Source organism: Variovorax sp. GW821-FHT09D05 (assembly GCF_059416325.1).
Genome location: NZ_JBWKOZ010000008.1, coordinates 328,365 through 342,920, shown reverse-complemented (window position 1 = coordinate 342,920; position 14,556 = coordinate 328,365). Strand labels below are relative to the sequence as shown.

Below are 14,556 nucleotides of genomic sequence, written 5' to 3'. Positions count from 1 at the left end.
ATCAGGCGGGGTAGATCGCGCCGAGCACCCGTGCCCCGCGCGCGCCAGTCACGCTGGCCAGATTGCCTGCCTCGCGCCGGACGGTCGCGCGGGCAAGCCATGCAAACGCCGCCGCCTCGACTTGTTGGGGCGGCAGGCCGTGATCGGTCGAAGCCGCCACATGGATGCCAGGCAGCAGGGCGCGCAGGCGGTCTAGCAGATGGTCGTTCAGCGCGCCACCGCCGCAGACGATCAGCAGCTTGCTATCTTTTCCATAGCTCTTCACGTCTACCGCACAGACCTGTGCGGTCAATTCGGCCAGCGTCGCCTGCACATCGGCAGGCGCCATCGTCGTGGTGCCGAGTTGCGCGGCGAGCCAGGTCGGGTTGAACAGGTCGCGTCCGGTGCTTTTCGGTGGCGTCTTGGCGAAATACGGGTCGACCAACAACTGCGAGAGCAGGGCGGGCAGCACCTGCCCGCTGGCCGCCCATTGGCCGCCACGGTCGAAGGGCTGGCCCTGGTTGGTCTGGCACCAGTGGTCCATCAGCGCGTTGCCTGGGCCACAGTCGAAGCCGAGCACGGTGGCGCCGCCCACCGTATTCGTCGCTGGCAGCAGGCTCAGGTTGGAAATGCCGCCGATGTTCAGCACGGCGACCGTCTCGTCGGCCCGAGCGAACAGCGCGCGGTGAAAGGCTGGTACCAGCGGCGCACCCTGGCCGCCGGCCGCGAGGTCGCGGCTGCGGAAGTCGCCGACCACGTCGATGCCGGTCAGCTCGGCCAGCAGCGAGGGGTTGTTGACTTGCAGGGTGTAGCCGACATCGTCGAACTCGAGCGGCCGGTGGCGCACCGTCTGGCCGTGAGCGCCGACGGCGGTGACGGCCTTGGCGTCGGTGCCGCTGTCCGCCAGCAACTGGGCGACGACACCGGCATACGCACGTGCCAGCCCGTTGCCGGCAAGTGCCGCGCGATGCAGTTCGTTGTCGCCGGGAGTGTTGAGCGCGAGCAGTTCGGCGCGCAAGGTCACAGGGAACTGCGCCGTGGCGTAGGCCTGCACCGCGATGCGGCCACCGGAAAAGTCGGCGAGCACGCCATCGACGCCATCGAGCGAGGTGCCCGACATCAGGCCGATGAAAAGTTCGGCGGCCATCTTTGGATCAGGGCTGGAGAGGCCGGCCGCGCGACGGAATCAGTCGGCGCTGGCCTGGATGACCGAGAAAGCAGCCGCCAGCTCGGTGCGCGCACCCACGGCGACGCGTTCGAAGGCCGGACGCATGGCGGCGGTGATCGGCGCGCCGCCTTCCTGTGCGATGGAAGCCGGGTCTTGATAGACGCCGCCCACGCGGAATTCGAAGTGCAGGTGCGGGCCGGTGGCCCAGCCGGTGGAGCCCACCGCGCCGACCGTCTGGCCCTGGCTCACTGCCTGGCCGGCCTTGACGTCGATGCGGCTCAAATGCGCGTACGCCGTCTGCTGGTTGTTGCGGTGATTGATGATGACGATGTTGCCGTAGCCGTTCTGCGTGCCCGCGAAATCGACCGTGCCGTCGCCGACCGAACGCACCGAGGTGCCGGTGGGTGCTGCGTAGTCGATGCCGTTGTGCTGGCGCCAGCTGTTCAGGATCGGGTGCATGCGCATCGCGAAGCCGCTGGACACGCGCGAGAACTCGACCGGCGTCGCCAGGTAGGCCTTGCGCAGGCTGTCGCCGTTCGGGCGGTAGTAGCTGCCCTTCTGGCCCGCGCCGGGAGGCTGGAACCAGACGGCCTGGTGGATCTTTCCGTTGTTCTCGAACTCGGCCGACAGTACTCGGCCGCTGCGCAGCGCCTGCCCGTCGGCTTCGAAGGTTTCGTACACCACGGCGAAGCGGTCGCCCTTGCGCAGGGCGCGCACGTCGACGTCGCCCGCGAAGATGTCGGCCAGCTGGCTCGCCACCGCGTCGGGAATGCGCGAATCGTCGGTGGCGGCGAACAGCGAGGTGCGGATGGTGCCGCTCGCCAGGCGCGTGCCCGGCGTGAGCATGTCGCGCTCGGTCACGCCGGCAAAGCCGGTGGGCGTGCGTTCGATGACGAAGCGCTTGAAGCCGCCGTCGCCGTCGGGAATCCAGCGGGCGCTGAGCTTCTTGAGCTGGTTTTCCTGCGTGGCCTCGGCCGTCACGGTGCGGCCGGCGCGCGAGAACAGCGCGTTGCGGGCTTCCACGCTGCCGCGCACGAAGGCGGTGGCGGCCGGGTCGGAAATGCCCAGGCGCTTCATCAGTGCCTCGGCCGTGTCGCTCGAACGGGTGACGTCGGTGCGGAACAGGGTGAAGCTGAAGTTTTCGAGCGATTCGCTCTGGTCGGCGAACGAGATTGGCGCCGTCGCTTCGAGAATCTGGTGGACCGGGAGGTCGGATGCGTCAGGACCGAGCGATGCCACCGCGAGGGTGCCGGCGCTCAGCAGCGCGGCAGCAATGACCGCGGTGATCTGCTTGGGGTACGTCCGGAATGTATAGGCCACGCGAGAAGCAAGTAGCTCCTCGGCGGCAAGAATGCCGTTGATCAAACTGTGAATTCCAGCTCAGGTTCTGCAAATCCGTGCTGCAAGGCCCAGTACGTTCAGGGCGGCAGCAGACGGTGCGGAAAAAAGCGCCGCTTAGAATTCGGCGCTTGAAAAGTCGGGCTGAGTATAGCTTCGGCACCCCCAAAGTCAGCTAAAAAAGCCCGTAAAGGCCGAATCTGTTACATCCATGAGCCTCTCAAATAGTGTAGGACGCGCGCTAGAAATATCCCTCCGCGGCGCTGACGAGCTGCTGCCGCAGGACGAGTGGGTGCGCAAGCTCCAGCGCTCCGAAGCCACCGGGACCCCCCTGCGCATCAAATTCGGCCTGGACCCGACGGCGCCGGATATTCATCTGGGTCACACGGTGGTTTTCAACAAGATGCGCCAGTTGCAAGACCTGGGCCACACGGTGATCCCGCTTATCGGCGACTTCACCACCACCATCGGCGACCCTTCCGGGCGCAACAGCACCCGGCCGCCGCTGACCCGCGAGCAGATCGAGGCCAATGCGGCGACCTACTTCGACCAGCTGCGCCTGGTGCTGAACGTCGATATTGCCGAAGTCCGCTACAACTCCGAGTGGAGCGACCCCCTGGGCGCGCGCGGCATGATCCAGCTCGCCGCCAAGTACACGGTGGCCCGGATGATGGAGCGCGACGACTTCAACAAGCGCTTCAAGGGCGGCCAGTCGATCTCGGTGCACGAATTCCTCTACCCGCTGATGCAGGGCTACGACTCGGTCGCGCTCAAGAGCGATCTCGAACTGGGCGGCACCGATCAGAAATTCAACCTGCTCGTCGGTCGCCATCTCCAGCAGGAATACGGTCAAGAACCGCAGTGCATACTCACTATGCCATTGCTGGAAGGGCTCGACGGCGTCGAAAAGATGTCGAAGAGCAAGAACAACTACATCGGCATCAGCGAAGACGCCAACACCATGTTCGCCAAGGTGCTGTCGATTTCCGACGACCTGATGTGGCGCTGGTACACGCTGCTGAGTTTCCAGTCGCTGGAGCAGATCGCGGCGCTGAAGGCCGAGATCGAGGGCGGCCGCAATCCGAAGGACGCCAAGGTCGCGCTGGCCAAGGAAATCACCACGCGCTTCCACAGTGCGGCGGCGGCGGACGCGGCCGAGCAGGATTTCATCAACCGCAGCAAGGGTGGCGTGCCGGACGAGATTCCGGAGGTGTCGCTGTCGGGTGCTCCGCTGGGCATCGCCCAACTGCTCAAGCAGGCGAACCTGGCGCCTTCGACCTCGGAAGGCAATCGCCTGATCGACGGTGGCGGCGTGCGTATCGACTCAGCCGTGGTCAGCGACAAGGCGCTGAAGCTGCCCGCAGGCAGCTACGTGGTGCAGGTCGGCAAGCGCAAGTTCGCCCGCGTGACCCTGAGCTGAGGGGCTTTCAGCGAACCTCGATGGTGACGCGCCGGTTGCGCGGCTCGTCCACCTCGTCGGCGGTCGGAACGGCCAGGTCGCGCTCGCCGCGGCCCACGGCCTCGATGCGGTTGGCCGGGAACTGGCGCTCCACGAAGAGCTGAACCACTTCCTGCGCCCGACGACGCGACAACTGGTCATTCTGCTCGCCGCTGCCCTTGGTGTCGGTGTGGCCCGTGACCACGATGTCGCCGCCGCTGCGCGCCAACGCCGCAGCCAGCGCCTCGGTCATGATCTGCTGCGAAGCCGGCGTCAACGTGGTGCCGCCGAGCTCGAAATACACCGTATAGCGCTGCGGCGGAGGCGGGCGCATGTCGAACAGCGGCTTGTTCTCTGCCTGCACCTTGGCCGGATCGGCCTGGTCGACCACCGGAGCGCCCTTTGCGCCCACTGCGGCAGTGGCGCGCTGGTAAGGCGTGGAAAGCACTTCTTCTCCGTCCTTGGCGCGTACCACCACTGCCGATGGCTTGCCGTCCGCCTGCGGCAGCAGCACCACCCGCGTGCCGGGCGTCGAGCATGCGGCCAGCAGCAGGGCGGCCAGCGCGGCCGGAAGAAGGAATGCGAGGCGGGACTGTTGGGGGTTGGGGTTCTTCATCATGGCTGGCCGTCGGCTTGCACGATGAAGTCGGTGCCGCGAATGCCGATGGTGGCCGTCTGCGTCTCGACCCGCACTGCGTCGGGATTGGTCTTGCCGATCAGGCCGGTGATCATGCGCATGGAGCCTCGCAGCAGCGAGACCAGCATGCCGCCTTCGTGCGTCGTGCCGTCGAAGTGGAATTCCTTCAGGTCGAGCCGCGACGAGGGGCCGACCACCAGTGTCGTGTCGTCGCGGAGCACCACGGAGGCCGAGGAGTCGGGGCCGGTCACGATGCGGTCCACGGCGCCCAGCGCGTCGCCGGGGCTGGCCGCGCGGGTGGCGCCAGCGCCGTTGAGCAGTTGCACGTTGCCGCGCACGAACTTCACGAAGCCCGCCTGGGGATCCGCCTTGGCGGCGGGGGCGGCTGTAGCAGGCGCCGGTGCGGACGCGGCTGCGGCAGGTGGCGCCGCCACGGGAGCGGCCGACGGCGTCTGGGCTTGTGCCAGCGCGGCCGAGGCCACAATGGCGAGGCCGCCCAAGGCGATCACGAGGTTTTTCATCATCTGGGCTCTCTGCGAAGGACAGTTTCGCGTTGGTCGCAAATTATTAATGCGAAGGCGTTACATGTAGACACGGAGCCGATAATTCAGGCAGTTCTTGCGGCCTTTTACCGCTTTTTGCGTTGCCTTCTGCCCAATTCCCATGGTTTTTGCATGACGTTGACCCCCAAGACGCTGCTGCGTGTGTCCGTTGCCGTGGCCTTGATCACGATTGTGCTCAAGGGCCTGGCTGGCTACATGACGAATTCGATGGGCCTGATCTCGGACGCGATGGAGTCCTTCGTGAACCTGGCGAGCGCCATGTTCGCGCTGGCCATGGTGACCATCGCCGAACGGCCCGCCGACGACGACCATCCCTACGGCCACCACAAGGCCGAGTACTTTTCCTCGGGCTTCGAAGGCATCCTGATCGTTGGTGCGGCCATTGCGATCCTCTGGGTGTCCATCCAGCGCCTGCTGTCGCCGCAGCCGCTGGAGCAGCTGGGCTGGGGCCTGGCGCTGTCGGTGCTCAGCTCGGGCTTCAACGCAGGGCTGGCTTTCATGCTCTTCCGCGCGGCACGCACGCACCGTTCGATCGCGCTGGAGGCCGACGGCCGCCACCTGATGACCGACGTCTGGACCTCCGCCGCCGTGGTGGTCGGCATCGTCGGCGTGCAGCTCAGCGGCTGGCTCTGGCTCGACCCGTTGCTGGCCATCGGCGTAGCGCTCAACATCGTGCGCGAGGGCGTCAAGCTGGTGTGGCGCTCGTCGCAGGGCCTGATGGACGAAGCCCTCGACCCCGAAACCCTCGCCACCGTGCGCGCCACCCTCGACGCCTTCGCCGCCCGCATGCCCGAAGGCACGCGGCTGCGCTTCGACGACATGGTGACCCGCAGCGCCGGCCAGCGCCGCTTTGCCGACCTGCACATGCACGTGCCCGGCGACTGGACCCTGCAGCATGCCGCCAACATGCGCGACCAGCTGGAGCAGGCCCTGATGGACGCCGTGCCCGGCCTGCGCGTGACGATCCAGCTCCTGCCCCTGACCATGGAAGCCCGCGCCACCCAGGCCGGCGAACATCACGCCTTATGAAAGCTGTTCTCCAACGCGTGGCAAATGCGCGCGTCGACATTGCCGGCCGCACCGTCGGCGCCATCGACACGGGCCTGCTCGTGCTGCTGTGCGCAGAGCGCGGCGACGTCGACGCGCTCGCCGACCGCATGCTCGCCAAGATCCTCAAGCTGCGCATCTTCTCGGACGAGGCCGGCAAGATGAACCGCAGCGTGCAGGACATCGGCGGCGGCCTGCTGGTGGTGAGCCAGTTCACGCTGGCGGCCGACGCGAGCGGCGGCAACCGCCCCAGCTTCACCCAGGCCGCGCCCCCCGACGAAGGCCGCCGGCTCTACGAATACTTCGTGGCGCAGGCGCGGGCCGCGCACCCGGTGGTGGCCACCGGCGAGTTCGGCGCCGACATGCAGGTGCACCTGCTGAACGACGGGCCCGTCACCATCCCGCTGCAGATGACGGCGTAGCGGCGGCCGTTATTTATTTGCCGTACGGGCTGCGAATGCCCAGTCCCGCGAGGATCTCGATTTCGTAGGCCTCCATCTCGTCAGCGTCGGCCTCGCTGGTCTCGTGGTCCCAGCCTTGGGCATGCAGCGTGCCGTGCACCAGCAGGTGCGCGTAGTGGTCGGCCAGCGTCTTGCGGTTTTCCTTTGCCTCGCGCGCCACCACCGGAGCGCACAGCACCAGGTCGGCCATCACCAGCGGGCTTTGCGCGTAGTCGAAGGTCAGCACGTTGGTTGCGTAGTCCTTGCCGCGAAACTCGCGGTTCAGGCGCTGGCCCTCGTCGGCGTCGACGATGCGCACTGTGATCTCGCCGTCGATGTCCAGCGCATGGCGGATCCAGCGCGTCACGCTGTGGCGCGGCAGCGCGGCGCGATGGCGCTCCACGCCCTTGAAGCGGCCGAACTGCAGCGAGAGCGAAAGTGCGGGAAGTGCGGATGCGGCCATCTCAGTGGGCTCCCGCGCGCTTGCGCTGGCCGTCGTAGGCATCGACGATCTTCGCCACAAGCGGGTGGCGCACCACGTCCACGCTCGTGAAGTGCGTCATGGCGATGCCGTTCACTCGCTTGAGCACGCGTTCGGCGTCGATCAGCCCGCTCAACTGCTGCTTGGGCAGATCGATCTGGCTGACGTCGCCCGTCACCACCGCGCGCGCGCCGAAGCCGATGCGTGTGAGAAACATCTTCATCTGCTCGGGCGTGGTGTTCTGTGCCTCGTCGAGGATCACGAAGGCGTTGTTCAGCGTGCGCCCGCGCATGAAGGCCAGCGGCGCGATCTCGAGCGCGTTGCGCTCGAAGGCCTTCTGCACCTTCTCGTAGCCCATCAGGTCATAGAGCGCGTCGTACAGCGGGCGCAGGTACGGGTCGACCTTCTGCGTCAGGTCGCCCGGCAGAAAGCCCAGCCGCTCGCCTGCTTCCACCGCGGGCCGCGTCAGCACGATGCGCTGCACGGCGGCGCGCTCCAGCGCATCGACCGCGCAGGCCACTGCGAGATACGTCTTGCCGGTGCCGGCCGGCCCGATGCCGAAGGTGATGTCGTGCTTGGCGATGTTGTCGAGGTACAGCGCCTGCGTGGGTGTGCGCGCGCGCAGGTCGGTGCGGCGGGTGACGAGCATCGCTATGTCGTCGTCACCATCGAGCATTCCGCCGTCGCCGGCCAGCGTGAGCTGCACCACCGCCGCGTCGATGGGCCGCTGGGCAATTTCGTACAGCGCCTGCAGCACGTCCATTGCGCGCTGCGCGGAGGCCTTGGGGCCGTCGACCTTGAACTGTTCGTGACGGTGCGCGATCTTCACGCCCAACGCCTCTTCGATGCGGCGCAGGTGGGCGTCCAGAGGTCCGCACAGGTGGCCGAGGCGCGAATTGTTCAGTGGGGTAAAGGTGTGTCGCAGAATCACGCCGGACATTTCAAGGAAAAAGGGCACCCATGATAGGCAAACTGACCGGCACGCTGGCCGAACGCAACCCACCGCAGGTAGTTGTGGACTGCAACGGAGTCGGCTATGAGGTCGACGTGCCGATGAGCACGTTCTACAACCTGCCGAACCTCGGCGCGAAAGTCTCGCTGCTCACGCACTTTGTCGTGCGCGAGGACGCGCAGATTCTCTACGGCTTCGGCACTGCGGAGGAAAGGGCAGCCTTTCGCCAGCTCATCAAGATCACCGGCGTGGGGCCGCGCACCGCGCTGGGCCTGCTCTCGGGCATGAGCGTGGGCGAGCTTTCGCAGGCGATCACGACGCAGGAACTCGGCCGGCTCGTGAAGATTCCGGGCATCGGCAAGAAGACGGCCGAGCGGCTGTTGCTTGAACTCAAGGGCAAGCTCGGCGCTGACATCGGCCTGCCGGCGCATGCGGCGTCCGATGCGCAGGCGGACATTCTCCAGGCGCTGATCGCGCTGGGCTACAGCGACAAGGAGGCCGCGCTTGCGCTCAAGGCGCTGCCGAAGGATGCGACGGTGAGCGAGGGCATCAAGATGGCGCTGAAGTCACTGGCTAAGTGAGCTTGGTTCGGGGCGCGCTCACGCCGACGGCGTGATCGTTCAGCGCAGCGCTTAAACCTCCGGCACAACGGCAGCGCACGCACCCCGGAACGAAACTCTCGCCGCTCAGGGATAGATCTTCTCGCCCTTGGCCAGCATCTCCACGAACTGCGCGATGCGCCGCGCCCGAGTCTCGGGCTTCTTCGCACCCTGAGTACGAAACAGCACCGAATAGCGGTTGCGCGCATCCAGCGTGGCGAAGAACTTCGCAGCTTTCTTGTTCGCGTCCAGCGCGGCCTGAAGATCGGGCGGCACTGTCGCCACGCTCGCGGCTTCGTAGGCTGCATCCCAGCGCCCGTCGGCCTTCGCGCGCTCGATCTCGGCCAGTCCGGCCGGCTGCATGCGGCCTTCGTCGATGAGCTTCAGCACCTTGGTGCGGTTGATCTGCGACCAGATGCTGCGCTTGGTGCGCGGCGTGAAGCGTTGCAGGAAATACTGCGCGTCATCGCTCTTGCGCTGGCCGTCGATCCAGCCGTAGCACAGCGCTTCCTCGAGTGCGGCGGGGTGGTCGATGGAGGCGATGCCGCTGTCCTTCTTCGCGATGCGAAGCCATACGCCGGCGGCGGTCGCGTGGTGACGCTTGAGCCAGCGTGTCCACGACGCGGCATTGGTGCATTCGATCGGCGTGTCGTGCGGAATGCGCTCTGCCGTCTTCGTGCTCATGGCACCCACCAGTAGCGCAGCGCGTGGAAGTAGATCGGCGCCGCGAAGATCACCGAGTCGAGCCGATCGAGCATGCCGCCATGGCCTTCGATCATCGAACCCCAGTCCTTCACGCCGCGGTCGCGCTTGATGGCCGACATCACCAATCCGCCGAAGAAACCCATCAGGCAGATCGTGAGCGCCATCAGCGCCGCCTGCCACGGGTTGAACGGCGTGGCCCAGTACAGCGCGGCGCCCAGCGCGGTGGCGCTCGCCACGCCGCCGATCAGGCCTTCCCAGGTCTTGGAGGGCGACAGCTCGGGCGCCACCTTGCGCTTGCCGAAGAGCTTGCCCCACACGTACTGCAGCACGTCGCTGCCTTGCACCACGATCACCAGGAACGCGATCAGAAGCAGGTTGCGACCTTCGAAGCCAGGAATCTGCAGTGTGAGCAGCGCCGGCACGTGGCTGATGCAGAACACGCACACCATCAGCCCCCACTGGATCTTCGAGGTGCGCTCAAGGAAGCGGCGCGTGTCGCCGCCGACCGCCGCCAGGATCGGCAGCAGCAGGAATGCATAGACCGGGATGTAGATCGCGTAGAGCCCATACCAGTCGATCCAGATCAGGAAATACTGCCCCGGCAGCGCGAGGTAGAAAGCCAGCGCGATCGGCGCATGGTCGCCGCGCCGCGTGTAGGCCAGGCTGATGAACTCGCGCAGCGCATAGAACGAGATCAGATAGAACAGCACGATCACGCCGCCCTTGCCGAAGGCAAAGGCAATGCCGATCACCGCCACCATCACCCACCACGCATTGACGCGCGAGTTGAGGTTGTCGATTACCGAATGAGGCTGGCCGTGCGCCACGCGCCACTTGAGCAGCGCGCCGATGGCCGAGGCCAGTATCAGCACGCCGGCCACGCCGCCGAAGAGCTTGAGCGTGGTCCACGCGAAGGGAGAGAGTTCGATCACGAGGCGCTCCCTCCGTTGCGTTGTCCGTTTTGTTGTTCGATGCGGTCGTATTCGGGGCGCAGGTCGAGCATCGCCGTGCGCGCGCGAGCGATGAAGGTGTTCTTGTCTTCCCCCTCAGCCAGCTTGATCGGCGCGCCGTAGCGCACCGTGCACGCGAGCGGAATAGGCACCAGCGTGCCCTTGGGCAGCACGCGCTTCAGGTTCTCGATCCACACGGGCACCAGCCGCACGTTGGGGCAGGCGCGCGCCAGGTGGAAGAGCCCGCTTTTCAGCGGCAGCAGGATCTCGTCGCCCGTGTTGCGCGTGCCTTCGGGGAACATGATGAGCGAGTCGCCGGCGTCCAGCGCTTCCTTCATCTGCTCGACCGGGTTCTCGCCCTGGCCCGAGCCGTCGCGGCGGATCATCAGCGCATTGAACACGTCGGCGCCGATGAACTGGCGCGTCTTCGAGGCCATCCAGTAGTCCTGCCCGGCCACCGGCCGCGTGAGCGCGCGCAGATCGGGCGGCAGCGTGGCCCACAGCAGCACGAAGTCGCCGTGGCTCGTGTGGTTGGCGAAGTACAGCGTCTGCTCGGCCTTCGGCGTGGTGCCCGACCAGATGGCGCGCACCCCGGTCAGCAGCCCGGCCGCGCCGATGATCAGCTTGCCCGCCACGATGGCGAGCCCGCGCCGCAGCACGGTGCTTTCGGGCTTGTCGTTGTTCTTGTTGTTTTCTTCGGTCAAGAGAGGTCCTGTGTCATCAAGGCAAGGAGGAACAAGGCGCTCTGGCACGCGACCACGATGGCGTGGCGCTGCATGAGCTGTCGGGTGCCCTGCACGCGGTCGTCGAGCGGGCGCGTGGTGTTGTGTTGCGACGGCGGTGGCTCGCGCAGTCCGAGCGTGGAGAGCGCTTTGTCGAGCGCTTCGAGCGAAGCGACGGTGTTGCGCGCGAGGCCGTCGAACAGCGCTTCGTCGAAGCGCAGCCGGAACGCGAAGTAGCGCTCCAGCGCGCCGAGGATCACGACCGCGCCGAAGCCCATGGTGGCCGTGGTCGAGAGCGAGCGCAGCGTCAGCGCGAGCACCAGCGCCGAGATGCAGGTGAGCGCGAAGCCCCAGAGGCCCAGCAGCGCGATGGCGCGCAGAAGGCCCGCCAGCGCGGCGCAGGTGGTTCGGTCGTTGTCATCGGTCATGGGGCGGTACCTCCGGCAAAGGTTTGAACGGCTCCAGTGACACCCGCCAGGCACCCCGCAGCACGATCTGCGGCCGTGCGCGGCGCACCGTGTCTTCGGCCTGGGCGACGCCGCCGGCCGGGCCGTAGCGGCCCAGCCAGGCGATCACCGCCGCAGCGCTGCGCGAGAAGCCGAGCGCGCAGCAGACCCACACTGTGGCATCGTCCGCGTTCCGGCGCTGGCCTTCGATGACGGCCGCCGCGCGCTGCAGGCGCACGGTTGGCGGCACCGTCAGGTCGAGCAGCGGCACGCAGCGCGCATGCGGCACGCCCGCGGGCATCTGCAGCTCGGCGCACAGGCTCACCAGCCGGGGCTGCCCGGCGGCCAGCCATTCGGCGTGCGTCGGCCGTCGGCCCAGCCGCAGGCCCGGCACCACTTCGACCGAAGCCGGCAGCTTGCGCGTCCAGAGCCAGGCGTTGATGGCGGCGGCGAGCCGGTAGGGCGCCAGCATCCAGCGCGCGGCCCAACCCATGCGACCGTGGCCGTCCATCTGGAAGCCGCGTGCGCCGAAGCCGATGTAGTTCAACGCCACCAGCGCCAGCGACGCGGCCGGCCATGCGAGCCACAGCGTGACACCGCCGCCGTACAGCGCTGCCGCAAGGAACAGCGCCGCGCCCACTGCATAGAAACCCGCCAGCTTCCAGCGCTGCGCATCGCGCGTGATGCGCCACGCGCGCGGCATCGACACCACGCGCTCCAGCGGCCACAGCCATACGCAGAACAGGCCCAGTAGCGCACCGGTCGGAATGTCGATGAAGTGGTGCTGCCACGTCGTGAGCACCGACGCGCAGATGGCGAAGGCCCACACATGCAGCACCAGCCGCGCCCAGAGGGGCCGGGTGAACTGCCGATACCAATCCCACAGGATCACGGCCAGCGCGATGTGCAGCGAAGGCGCCTGGTTGAACGGCTGATCGAACCCGCGCAGCGCGTTGAACAGAAAGGCCGGCGCCCCGTCGACTGGCGGCTGCCCGAAGCTGAAGTGCAGCGGCCAGAGGATGAAGCAGCTGCAGGCGACGAGCGTGGCCGTGACCAGCCGCAGCGCGTGCCGGTCGAGCGTGTGCCGGCTGCGCGCCAGGAACAGCGACAGCGCATAGAAGACGTTGATCGTCCAGTAAGGAAAGATCGTCCACGGCCAGAACGGCACTTGCCGCTCCCACTCGAAAGCCATCGACGGCACGTTCGCCCGCGTGGTCGCCCACCAGTTGGCGAAACCATAGGTCGCATAGAACAGCGGCCCCAGAAACACCAGCCATGCGGCGGCGCGCTTCCAGGGCCGTTGCGCCAGCCAGGCGGTCATTGAGTGACGCGCACTGCCAGCGACACCGTGAAGATGCCCCACTCGTCGACCCGCTGGTCGATCTTGCGGAAGCCCGCTTCTTCCACCAGCTGGTCCATCTCGTACTGGGTGCGACGGCGCATCACCCAGGCCTCACCCTGGCGGTGGCTGGTGAGGGCGCGCGCGATCATCTCGAGCTGCGGGTGCCACGGCTGACCGGTGTAGACGAGGTAGCCGCGGTCTTCCACCGCGTCGCCCACGCCCGCGAGCGAGCGGCGCACCATCTCGTTGTCGGGGAACAGCTCGTACAGGCCCGACACCACGGCCAGCGTGGGCCGCGGCAATACGCTCGCGAGGCTCATGCGGTCGAAGGCGTCGGCCTGCACGAACTGTGCGACGTCCTCCAGGCCCTTCTCGGCGATGAGCGCCCGGCCGTCGCGCACGTTGATGTCGCTGTAGTCGCGCAGCAGGATGGAGCTGGCCTTGACAGGGCTGGCCAGCACCGCGTCGAGCACGTAGCGGCCGTGGCCGGCGGCGATGTCCATCACGCGCACCTCGCGGTGCATGTCGGCCAGGCGCTCCATTGCAATGCGTAGCAACTCCTCGACGTGGATCTTGCGTTGGCGGATGCCGCGCCAGCCGATGGAGTCCAGGTACGTCTTGTCGATGGAGCGGCCGATGGCCGAGCTGCCCTGCGGATGGTTGCGATACACGTAGTCGAGCGTGCTGCCCGAGTCGAAGCCGGTGGCGTGGCCGAGCTTGATGCCTTCCGACATCGTGCCGCCCAGCTTCAGGCTCGCGCGGGTCATGGCCCAGTAGGCACCGCGCGGTGACAGGGGCGACAGCGGCTCGGCCAGCGCACGCGACTCGTCGGCCGTGTCGCCGCTCAAGTGCGCCTCGCGGCGGTCCACCGGCACGGCCGGCTCGTCGAAGCGCTGCAGGATGAATTCGCGGATCTGCGCCACGGCCGGCGCCCGGTCTTTCTCGCCCAGCGTGTCGTGGAAGAAGCCCGGCAGCTCGGTCTTGGTCTTCACCGCGCTGCCCAGCCGCTCGAAGAACTGGTGCTGCGGCTTGTGGTGTACCACCCAGTCGGCGCCTGAAATGAGCAGCTGCACAGGCAGCGTGATCGCATTCGCGTCGGCCACCACGCGGTCGGCGGCTTCGTACAGGCCCAGCAGGATGTTGACCGCGATGGGCCGCGAGATCAGCGGATCGCTCTCGTAGCTGGCGATGCGTTCGGGGTCGTGCGTGAGGAACTTCGCCTTCACGTAGCTGTTGACGAAGAACAGGCCGCGCAGCTTGTGCATCAGCCCGAGCCCGGCGCGCGCGAACGGCACGTAGAGCTTGACCTTGAAGGCCGGCGAGGCGAGCGTGAGCCCGCGCACCTTGGGCGCGTAGTCGTGCGCCCATGTGGCGATCAGCACCGCGCCCACGCTCTGCGCGACCACGTGGATGTCCTGCTCGGGCACGCCGTGTGCCGTGCCGATGTGCTGCACGAAGGTCTGCACGTCGCGCACCGAGGTGCCGAAGCTCGGGCTGTAGCCGCGCTGCCCGGGTGAGCGGCCGTGGCCGCGGGCGTCCCAGGCGAAGAAGTCGAAGTCGGGCAGGTTCAGCTCGTCGACCAGGTGCGCCATGCGCGCGCCGTGTTCATGGCCGCGATGGAACAGCACGATGGCGCCGCGCCGCGTGGCGCCGGTGGCTGGCCAGTGGCGGTAGAAAAGCGATTCGCCGTCGTGCGTCTGGAAATGAAGCTCGTTCGGAGCGCGTGGAGTGGTGTCGTTCATTGAATCC

16 protein-coding genes are annotated in these 14,556 nt (G+C 67.2%); 4 read left to right on the top strand and 12 right to left on the bottom strand.

Going from position 1 to position 14,556, the window contains the following annotated elements:
• Position 1 precedes the first annotated feature (1 nt).
• Positions 2-1,126, bottom strand: coding sequence for an anhydro-N-acetylmuramic acid kinase (locus tag AC07O3_RS23150; RefSeq protein ID WP_495340428.1), 1,125 nt, complete (start codon positions 1,124-1,126; stop codon positions 2-4).
• A 39-nt stretch (positions 1,127-1,165) separates the two neighbouring features.
• The gene (locus AC07O3_RS23145) at positions 1,166-2,512 is read right to left on the bottom strand and encodes a peptidoglycan DD-metalloendopeptidase family protein (RefSeq protein WP_495340427.1); all 1,347 of its coding nucleotides are present in this window, start codon (positions 2,510-2,512) and stop codon (positions 1,166-1,168) included.
• A gap of 184 nt (positions 2,513-2,696) precedes the next feature.
• On the opposite strand from AC07O3_RS23145, the gene tyrS reads away from it, so the two are divergent.
• Positions 2,697-3,905 carry a tyrosine--tRNA ligase gene (gene tyrS, locus AC07O3_RS23140; RefSeq protein ID WP_093056694.1) on the top strand — a complete coding sequence of 403 codons (1,209 nt, stop codon included), beginning with the start codon at positions 2,697-2,699 and terminating at the stop codon, positions 3,903-3,905.
• A gap of 7 nt (positions 3,906-3,912) precedes the next feature.
• Here the strand turns inward: tyrS and AC07O3_RS23135 are convergent, their stop codons facing one another.
• Both AC07O3_RS23135 and AC07O3_RS23130 read right to left on the bottom strand, forming a co-directional pair.
• Positions 3,913-4,539, bottom strand: coding sequence for an OmpA family protein (locus AC07O3_RS23135; RefSeq protein ID WP_495340426.1), 627 nt, complete (start codon positions 4,537-4,539; stop codon positions 3,913-3,915).
• A complete protein-coding gene (locus AC07O3_RS23130) occupies positions 4,539-5,084 on the bottom strand; it encodes a FecR family protein (protein ID WP_093078414.1) in 546 nt (181 codons plus the stop codon). Before AC07O3_RS23130 ends, AC07O3_RS23135 begins: the two co-directional genes overlap by 1 nt.
• 150 nt (positions 5,085-5,234) lie before the next feature.
• On the opposite strand from AC07O3_RS23130, the gene AC07O3_RS23125 reads away from it, so the two are divergent.
• Both AC07O3_RS23125 and dtd read left to right on the top strand, forming a co-directional pair.
• Positions 5,235-6,152: a cation diffusion facilitator family transporter gene (locus tag AC07O3_RS23125; RefSeq protein ID WP_093177331.1), complete on the top strand. Its 918-nt coding sequence runs from the start codon at positions 5,235-5,237 to the stop codon at positions 6,150-6,152.
• On the top strand, positions 6,149-6,592 hold the full coding sequence (gene dtd, locus AC07O3_RS23120) for a D-aminoacyl-tRNA deacylase (protein ID WP_495340425.1): 444 nt from the start codon (positions 6,149-6,151) through the stop codon (positions 6,590-6,592). The genes AC07O3_RS23125 and dtd overlap by 4 nt, the downstream gene beginning before the upstream one ends.
• Before the next feature lie 13 nt (positions 6,593-6,605).
• On the opposite strand, the gene ybeY is transcribed toward dtd, so the two are convergent.
• Together ybeY and AC07O3_RS23110 are read right to left on the bottom strand one after the other, a co-directional pair.
• On the bottom strand, positions 6,606-7,073 hold the full coding sequence (ybeY, locus tag AC07O3_RS23115) for an rRNA maturation RNase YbeY (RefSeq protein WP_093056690.1): 468 nt from the start codon (positions 7,071-7,073) through the stop codon (positions 6,606-6,608).
• Position 7,074: 1 nt separating this feature from the next.
• The gene (locus AC07O3_RS23110) at positions 7,075-8,031 is read right to left on the bottom strand and encodes a PhoH family protein (RefSeq protein ID WP_426390504.1); all 957 of its coding nucleotides are present in this window, start codon (positions 8,029-8,031) and stop codon (positions 7,075-7,077) included.
• A gap of 20 nt (positions 8,032-8,051) precedes the next feature.
• On the opposite strand from AC07O3_RS23110, the gene ruvA reads away from it, so the two are divergent.
• Entirely contained in the window at positions 8,052-8,624 is a 573-nt protein-coding gene (gene ruvA / locus AC07O3_RS23105; RefSeq protein ID WP_093056689.1) for a Holliday junction branch migration protein RuvA, read from the top strand.
• A gap of 105 nt (positions 8,625-8,729) precedes the next feature.
• Here the strand turns inward: ruvA and AC07O3_RS23100 are convergent, their stop codons facing one another.
• Genes AC07O3_RS23100 through AC07O3_RS23075 form a run of 6 tightly spaced genes read right to left on the bottom strand, consistent with a single transcriptional unit; the run spans position 8,730 to position 14,549 of the window.
• On the bottom strand, positions 8,730-9,326 hold the full coding sequence (locus AC07O3_RS23100) for a YdeI/OmpD-associated family protein (protein WP_495340424.1): 597 nt from the start codon (positions 9,324-9,326) through the stop codon (positions 8,730-8,732).
• Entirely contained in the window at positions 9,323-10,279 is a 957-nt protein-coding gene (locus AC07O3_RS23095; protein WP_093056687.1) for a phosphatidate cytidylyltransferase, read from the bottom strand. Before AC07O3_RS23095 ends, AC07O3_RS23100 begins: the two co-directional genes overlap by 4 nt.
• Positions 10,276-11,001, bottom strand: a complete 726-nt coding sequence (locus AC07O3_RS23090; RefSeq protein WP_495340423.1) for a lysophospholipid acyltransferase family protein — start codon at positions 10,999-11,001, stop codon at positions 10,276-10,278. Before AC07O3_RS23090 ends, AC07O3_RS23095 begins: the two co-directional genes overlap by 4 nt.
• A complete protein-coding gene (locus AC07O3_RS23085; protein WP_093056686.1) occupies positions 10,998-11,447 on the bottom strand; it encodes a hypothetical protein in 450 nt (149 codons plus the stop codon). The genes AC07O3_RS23090 and AC07O3_RS23085 overlap by 4 nt, the downstream gene beginning before the upstream one ends.
• Complete coding sequence (locus tag AC07O3_RS23080) at positions 11,437-12,786, bottom strand: phosphatase PAP2/dual specificity phosphatase family protein (RefSeq protein WP_495340422.1); 1,350 nt, start codon at positions 12,784-12,786, stop codon at positions 11,437-11,439. Before AC07O3_RS23080 ends, AC07O3_RS23085 begins: the two co-directional genes overlap by 11 nt.
• A complete protein-coding gene (locus AC07O3_RS23075) occupies positions 12,783-14,549 on the bottom strand; it encodes a bifunctional alpha/beta hydrolase/class I SAM-dependent methyltransferase (RefSeq protein ID WP_093056684.1) in 1,767 nt (588 codons plus the stop codon). Before AC07O3_RS23075 ends, AC07O3_RS23080 begins: the two co-directional genes overlap by 4 nt.
• Positions 14,550-14,556: the final 7 nt, after the last annotated feature.

Coding starts and splice junctions, on each gene's coding strand:
- AC07O3_RS23150 (WP_495340428.1), bottom strand. CDS start 1,126: ATGGCCGCCGAACTTTTCATCGGCCTGATGTCGGGCACCTCGCTCGAT.
- tyrS (WP_093056694.1), top strand. CDS start 2,697: ATGAGCCTCTCAAATAGTGTAGGACGCGCGCTAGAAATATCCCTCCGC.
- AC07O3_RS23135 (WP_495340426.1), bottom strand. CDS start 4,539: ATGAAGAACCCCAACCCCCAACAGTCCCGCCTCGCATTCCTTCTTCCG.
- AC07O3_RS23130 (WP_093078414.1), bottom strand. CDS start 5,084: ATGATGAAAAACCTCGTGATCGCCTTGGGCGGCCTCGCCATTGTGGCC.
- AC07O3_RS23125 (WP_093177331.1), top strand. CDS start 5,235: ATGACGTTGACCCCCAAGACGCTGCTGCGTGTGTCCGTTGCCGTGGCC.
- dtd (WP_495340425.1), top strand. CDS start 6,149: ATGAAAGCTGTTCTCCAACGCGTGGCAAATGCGCGCGTCGACATTGCC.
- ybeY (WP_093056690.1), bottom strand. CDS start 7,073: ATGGCCGCATCCGCACTTCCCGCACTTTCGCTCTCGCTGCAGTTCGGC.
- AC07O3_RS23110 (WP_426390504.1), bottom strand. CDS start 8,031: ATGTCCGGCGTGATTCTGCGACACACCTTTACCCCACTGAACAATTCG.
- ruvA (WP_093056689.1), top strand. CDS start 8,052: ATGATAGGCAAACTGACCGGCACGCTGGCCGAACGCAACCCACCGCAG.
- AC07O3_RS23100 (WP_495340424.1), bottom strand. CDS start 9,326: ATGAGCACGAAGACGGCAGAGCGCATTCCGCACGACACGCCGATCGAA.
- AC07O3_RS23085 (WP_093056686.1), bottom strand. CDS start 11,447: ATGACCGATGACAACGACCGAACCACCTGCGCCGCGCTGGCGGGCCTT.
- AC07O3_RS23080 (WP_495340422.1), bottom strand. CDS start 12,786: ATGACCGCCTGGCTGGCGCAACGGCCCTGGAAGCGCGCCGCCGCATGG.
- AC07O3_RS23075 (WP_093056684.1), bottom strand. CDS start 14,549: ATGAACGACACCACTCCACGCGCTCCGAACGAGCTTCATTTCCAGACG.